We start from the raw sequence: 6,549 nt of genomic DNA on the forward strand, positions 1-6,549 counted from the left end.
ATTTGTCCGCTAGAAGTGATCCTAATTTAATACTCCAATATTCCAGCGTGATCCTTCGAAAAAACTGTCCTGTCCAATTGAGATATTGCACACAACAGGTATATAAAAGTGATGCTAAAATTTCTTTATCAACAGATAATTTAACCGATACTAAAAAATCTACGGGAAAATTATTTCAAAAAGGCTTTTGGATGAATGTCTTAAATCCGAAAGTAACGATCTTTTTCTTAGCTTTTTTTCCGCAGTTTTTATTTTCTAAAACGTTATCAACAGTTATACAGTTTTATATTTTAGGAGGTATATTTATTGTTGTTTCATTTTTTATATTTTCGGCGATTGCTATTTTAGCGGGCTCACTTTCGGTAGCGATTAAAAAAAATGCCCAAATAGGTGTGTACCTAAAATGGGCTCAAATAATTGTTTTCGTTAGTATTGCAATGCTAATACTTCGTTAATTTTCAGTTACATATCCCCAGTTTTCACCAGTTTTTATTCTATGTAATTGCATTTGTGAAATACCAAATTGTTTGGCAATCATTTTTAAACGTGTCCTTCTATTTGGGTCGTTTAATTTTCGTTTAATCAACATCACTTTGGTTTCTGTAAGTTTTGTTGTACTAGGTTTATACCTATGAACCTTATTTACATATTCAGGATTTGTAAATTGATGTACTTCTTTTTCTCTTTTTGTAGCCCATTTAAGATTCTCAAGTCTATTGTCTTTTTTATCATAATTCAAATGAATTACATATTGATCATCTTCTTTACGAGGTAAAAAAGTTTCAGCAACTAATTTATGAACATATCGACTCGTCGTTTTTCCATTAACACGTTGTTTTAAAGGCAAGTTTTGGTAACCGTTTATAAAATATTCTTTTACCAAAAAATCTTCTTCAGTTTTACAGTTGATGATTCGTCCGTAATTAGATATTTTAAATTTTTCTTTTTCAGAGATTTTATTATCAAATAGTATTTCTTTCCACATTTCATTTCTGTAGCTTCGTATCATATTTTCAATATTTATCTGAACTTTAATAATAAATAGCGCTTTATTATTTATAGCAAAAATACATTTTTTGTTTTAGATAACTTAATTCTTCTTATTTAATTGATTTAAAATGGGTTTATTATTGATAATTTTATCAAAAAAATAATTAGAGCCGATTTGCAAATTAAAGAATCTCTCAATTGAGTGATTATTTTTCTTCAAAAAATAGTATTGAGAAGTAAAAATAATATTGAGAAGTTCTTTGAAAATCATCAACATAAAATATTTCAAATTCTCGATATCATTTTTAGTCATTAAAATCACTCAAATTGACAAGAATCATTAAAAAAAACTAAAAGATTGGTTACAGATAAAGCGTGTAAATATGAAAACAAAAACAGTAAAATAGGGCTTATTTTTTTTGAGTTATAGTCTTTTAGCTTACTTTTATATAAAATAGTAAGTTTAATAAAAGTTAGATAAAAAAAGGCATCCTGTCTTTTTTACTTGGCATAACAATTGACCTATACAGATACAGCCAAACACCTATAAACAAACATATAGCGCTGTTTATCACACAATTAAAAGTTTAAAAAGTGCTTTTTACACTATTTTAAATCGTGTAAAAATGTCACTATGACATCTATAAAAGATATGAGCAAATCAAAAATAATACATTTAGACAATTTGTCGCTTCAAGATGCTTTTAATGAGGATTCAGAATTAATCCCATTATTAACTCCTGAAGATGAAGAAATAATAAACAAGGAAGAAATTCCTGCTGAATTACCAATTTTACCATTAAGAAATACGGTATTATTTCCTGGTGTTGTAATTCCTATTACCGCTGGTAGAGACAAATCGATTCAACTAATAAACGACGCAAACAAAGGCGATAAAGTAATTGGTGTTGTTGCACAAAAAGATATTGCTGTTGAAAACCCTGGTTTAGACGATATTAATAAAACAGGAGTTGTTGCTAAAATTTTACGCGTTCTAAAAATGCCTGATGGTAACGTAACGGTTATTATTCAAGGAAAAAAACGTTTTGTAATTGATGAAATTACACAAGAAGATCCGTATTTAAAAGCTAGCGTTCACGAGGCTATTGAAAATAAGGAAGTTGAAGACGAAAAAGAGTTTGAAGCAATTATAGAATCTATCAAAGAATTAGCATTAGAGGTTATTAAAGAAAACCCAATGTTACCTTCTGAAGCTTCAATTGCGATTAAAAATATTCAATCAAATTCATTTTTAGTAAACTTTATTTCATCAAACATGGAATTAAGCGTTGCTAAAAAACAAGTATTACTTGAAGAAGATAATTTAAGAGAACGTGCACTTTTAACATTAAGTAACTTAGATAAAGAACTTCAAAAATTACAATTACGTAATGATATTCAATCAAAAACACGTTCAGATTTAGATAAGCAACAGCGTGAATATTATTTACACCAACAATTAAAAACCATTCAAGATGAATTAGGTGGTGTTTCTCATGATCAGGAATTAGATGAAATGAGAATAAAATCTAAAACTAAAAAATGGAATAAAAAAGTTGCCGCAACCTTTGACAAGGAATTAAATCGTTTAAAACGAATGAATCCTCAAATGGCTGAATATGGTGTGCAGCGAAATTATTTAGAGCTAATGCTTGAATTGCCTTGGAATATTTATTCGAAAGATAAATTTAATTTAAAGCGTGCTCAAAAAATATTAAATAGAGATCATTTTGGTTTAGAAAAAGTTAAAGAACGTATTATAGAACATTTAGCTGTTTTAAAATTACGTGGCGATATGAAATCGCCAATTATTTGTTTATACGGACCTCCAGGAGTTGGTAAAACTTCGTTAGGAAAATCGGTTGCCGAAGCATTAGGGCGTAAATACGTTCGTATGTCATTAGGTGGTTTGCGTGATGAAGCAGAAATTCGAGGACATCGTAAAACATATATTGGTGCAATGCCAGGACGTTTAATTCAGAATATTAAAAAATCAGGAACATCAAACCCTGTTTTTGTTTTAGATGAAATTGATAAATTAAGCCAGAGCAATCAAGGAGATCCTTCATCAGCAATGTTAGAAGTTTTAGATCCTGAGCAAAACACGGCTTTTTATGATAATTATTTAGAAGTTCCTTACGACCTTTCTAAAGTTTTATTTATTGCTACCGCAAATAATTTAGGGCAAATACCTTGGGCATTGCGTGATCGTATGGAACTAATTAATGTTACAGGATATACGATTGAAGAAAAAATGGAAATTGCTAAAAAATATTTATTTCCAAAGCAATTAAAAGAACACGGATTATCAGAAAAACATTTAACGATTGGTAAAAAACAAATCGAAAAAATTGTGGCAGGATATACGCGTGAATCGGGGGTACGTGGTTTAGATAAACAAATTGCTAAAGTGGTTCGTTTTGCAGCAAAATCAATAGCGATGGAACAGCCTTATAATATTGATTTAACCAATAAAGATATTGTAACTATTTTAGGATCACCACGTTTAGAACGTGATAAATATGAAAATAATGATGTTGCAGGTGTTGTTACAGGTTTGGCCTGGACAAGTGTTGGTGGCGATATTTTATTTATCGAATCTATTATTTCTAAAGGAAAAGGAGCGCTTTCTATTACTGGTAATTTAGGAAAAGTAATGAAAGAATCGGCTACAATTGCAATGAAATACATCAAAGCAAATGCTGAAGATTTTGGTATTGAGCCACAAGTTTTAGAAAAATACGATGTACATATTCATGTACCAGAAGGGGCAACCCCTAAAGACGGACCAAGTGCAGGTATTACTATGTTAACTTCGTTGGTTTCTGTGTTTACTCAGCGTAAAGTGAAAAATAAATTAGCGATGACTGGTGAAATTACGCTTCGAGGAAAAGTATTGCCAGTAGGAGGAATTAAGGAAAAAATATTAGCAGCTAAACGTGCAAATATTAAAGAACTTATTTTATGTGCTGATAATAAAAAAGATATTGAAGAAATTAAAGAAAGTTATTTAAAAGGTTTAACCTTTCATTATGTAACTGAAATGCACGAAGTGATTGATATTGCACTTACCAAGCAAAAAGTTAAAAAAGCTAAAAAATTAATATAATTTTTAGAATAGCATTAGAAAGCCTCTCAAAACTGAGAGGCTTTTTTTTATAAAAATTTAAAATAAACAAAAATAAGGGAAAATAAGGGAAAATAGTTTGTTTTTTACACTGTAATATTAATAAGTGTAAGCCTATAAATTTCCATCAAATTTCGACAAAAATAAACACCTTAAAAAGCTTGTTTATTTAAAAAATACCTCAAAATGGCGTTTCTAGGTTTTTTAATGATATAGTATAAATATTATTTTATACTGCTTTAATTGCACCTATATTTAAGTTTTATTTTAGTCAAAAATATTCAAAAATTTCGCTTTTTAGGTAATATAGTATCTCTTTTGAGGTAAAATAATACATTAAATAATTTAAGTTATTTTGATTTTTTTTAGAATGAATAAGTGGTATTTATCATTAAAAAAGATAAAAGCCTCTTTAAATTTCATAAAAATAAAGATTTACAAAAATACGTATTTTAAACAACTATTTTATTTTTTAAATATTACAGGGTCAATATTATTTATTTTCACCTAAATCATAGCTCTATTAAAGCCTTTTTTTTCTTAAAAATCAGATTTTTTGGTAAAAAGCATTTTTTCTTTAGTTATTGGGTGTAAAAAATCTAAAGTATCGGCATGTAAATACAATCGATCTGATTTTTTTCCATACAGATCATCACCAACAATCGGTATATTTAAGCCTAAATTATGAGAAGCATGTACTCTTAATTGATGCGTTCGCCCTGAAATAGGGTAGAAGTGAATTTTTGTTTTCCCATTTTTTCGTTCTATAACTTCCCAATTTGTTTTTGCAGGCTTTCCATGTTCGTAACACACTAGTTGTCTGGGTCTATCATCTAAATCAACGCGGAGTGGAAGCGTAATTGTCCCTGTATTTTCAGTAACAATTCCATCTAATAAAGCGGTATATCTTTTTTTAATTGTTTTATTGATAAATTGACTTTGTAAAAATTTATGAGCTTCTTTATTTTTTGCTAAAACCAACAACCCAGAGGTAGCCATATCTAAGCGATGTACAATAATAGGTCCTGAAATATTTTTAACCTGTTGTTTTATTCTACTATATACCGAATCTTGAATATTAATTCCAGGAACAGACAGGAAATCAGCAGGTTTACAAATAACAATTAACTGATCATCTTCAAAAATTACTTCAATTTCTTTACCAATAGCAGGGTTTTCTAGTAGCGGATTGGTATCCATTTCAATTCCTGACAACATATGAGATAAAATAGGTTTACATTTTCCTTGACAAGCGGGGTAAAATTGTTCATGTTTTCTAATCTCTTTATTTGGTGATTTTCCCCACCAAAACTCAGCCATTGCAATAGGTTTTAAATCATTTAAAAAAGCATATTGCAGTAATTTAGGAGCCGAGCATTCACCAGAACCAGCAGGTAAATTTTGTACAGAAGTCCCTGAAAACAATTCAGCTAAGTTTTGTTTTTCTTTCTTAATGTTTAAAAACTGATACTGCTCGACAATATACATTTGTAAATCAACTGATTTTGATTTACGTAAGGTTTTTAGGTTGGTTATTTGCTTGGTAAAAACCGACAATTTATCTTCTGTTGGTTTCAAAGTATGTTCCCAATAGCGTTTTACGTTATTAAAAAAATGTTTCGCGTCTAAACTTTCTTTACTCAATTCATTTTTGAAAAGAATAAAATTTTCAGGAGATAATTCGTTAAAGGCTTTTTCTCTTCGAATAGCTCTCTTTTTTTTAGCAGTATTTAAAGCCTCTTTTTTTTCTTGAATATCAGCTATAGCCTTATTTTTTGCTAATTTATTTTCGGACAATAATAAGTTATAATTAATATCTGCCTCTAAAGATTCAAGCTCAGAATTTATTGCTATTAAATTATTTTTTTCTTTTAAATAATAAGAATCTTCGGTAAGCATATCATAAACTGGTGGAACAAATTTTATATGCGTATTTGTTTCTGCTAATTTTCCTGAAACTGCAGATATATATCCAATTTCATTTTTTTTGTTTTTTACAACTAAAACACCGAACATTTTACCAATAGGAATTCCTTTTTTAGAAGGATTTAACCCAAAATTATGATCAAAATCGGTTTGTATTTTTAAATAATCTATTATTTCTTTTGTCGCAATCTCACATAAGGGGTGTGGTTCATAATAAAATGGAAAGGTAAATTTATTAGGGATTTTTATATCGTTTATAGGGCTAGAAAAATATTGAAAATGTGTGTTCAAAATAAGATAAATCTGTTTTAAGTACACAAAGATACTATACTTTTCTTGATACTATTTTTCAAGAATAACCTTATTTTTCTAAAAGGTTATTTCCTCTAAATCATCCTCCGTAAATAAGTAGGAGCAAAGCCTTAAAATCAGATTTTACATATAATTTCAGTCCGATAATCAGTTTTAATCTCAAAAAAAAATCAAATAAACAGGTAAAAATCAAT

4 protein-coding genes are annotated in these 6,549 nt (G+C 28.8%); 2 read left to right on the forward strand and 2 right to left on the reverse strand.

Annotated features, from left to right (window positions below; genetic code table 11):
* Positions 1-77: 77 nt before the first annotated feature.
* On the forward strand, positions 78-455 hold the full coding sequence (locus AQ1689_RS01445) for a LysE family translocator (protein ID WP_232122624.1): 378 nt from the start codon (positions 78-80) through the stop codon (positions 453-455).
* On the opposite strand, the gene AQ1689_RS01450 is transcribed toward AQ1689_RS01445, so the two are convergent.
* On the reverse strand, positions 452-1,009 hold the full coding sequence (locus AQ1689_RS01450; RefSeq protein WP_101915250.1) for an HNH endonuclease signature motif containing protein: 558 nt from the start codon (positions 1,007-1,009) through the stop codon (positions 452-454). The two genes, AQ1689_RS01445 and AQ1689_RS01450, sit on opposite strands and share 4 nt — an antisense overlap.
* A gap of 615 nt (positions 1,010-1,624) precedes the next feature.
* Here AQ1689_RS01450 and lon point away from each other — a divergent pair.
* The gene (lon, locus tag AQ1689_RS01455; RefSeq protein WP_101915249.1) at positions 1,625-4,099 is read left to right on the forward strand and encodes an endopeptidase La; all 2,475 of its coding nucleotides are present in this window, start codon (positions 1,625-1,627) and stop codon (positions 4,097-4,099) included.
* A gap of 558 nt (positions 4,100-4,657) precedes the next feature.
* On the opposite strand, the gene AQ1689_RS01460 is transcribed toward lon, so the two are convergent.
* Positions 4,658-6,334, reverse strand: coding sequence for an RluA family pseudouridine synthase (locus AQ1689_RS01460; protein WP_198913878.1), 1,677 nt, complete (start codon positions 6,332-6,334; stop codon positions 4,658-4,660).
* Between the last annotated feature and the right edge of the window lie 215 nt (positions 6,335-6,549).

Origin of the sequence: Tenacibaculum finnmarkense (assembly GCF_900239185.1) — a bacterium.
Taxonomy (GTDB): domain Bacteria; phylum Bacteroidota; class Bacteroidia; order Flavobacteriales; family Flavobacteriaceae; genus Polaribacter; species Polaribacter finnmarkensis.